Below are 345 nucleotides of genomic sequence, written 5' to 3' on the forward strand. Positions count from 1 at the left end.
CACCGTCAACCTGCTCGAACGGAAATCGATGCTGTTGATCGACCATGTTGTAGCGTTACGGGAAGCGGTACGAGTGGTACGGGAAAAGCAGCCATTTTACTTGTGCCCTATGGGTATATCGATGCTTGGGTGGTTTTGCCTGATCACATGCATGCAATCTGGACATTACCGGCCGGTGATGATCAATATTCCAACCGATGGCGGGCGATAAAAAAAGCCTTTTCGAAAGCGATACCAAAAACCGAATATCGCTCTGCAATCAGAATAAAACGCCACGAGCGTGGCATATGGCAACGTCGTTTTTGGGAGCATACCATTATCGATGATGCCGACTATGCGGCACAT

The 345-nt window shown here is 48.7% G+C and carries 1 pseudogene; it reads left to right on the forward strand.

The features are described from left to right. A pseudogene (locus CWO84_RS24700) lies at positions 1-345 on the forward strand (hypothetical protein); the annotation flags it as partial.

Source organism: Methylomonas sp. Kb3 (assembly GCF_002834115.1).
In the GTDB taxonomy this organism is placed as follows: Bacteria; Pseudomonadota; Gammaproteobacteria; order Methylococcales; family Methylomonadaceae; genus Methylomonas; species Methylomonas defluvii.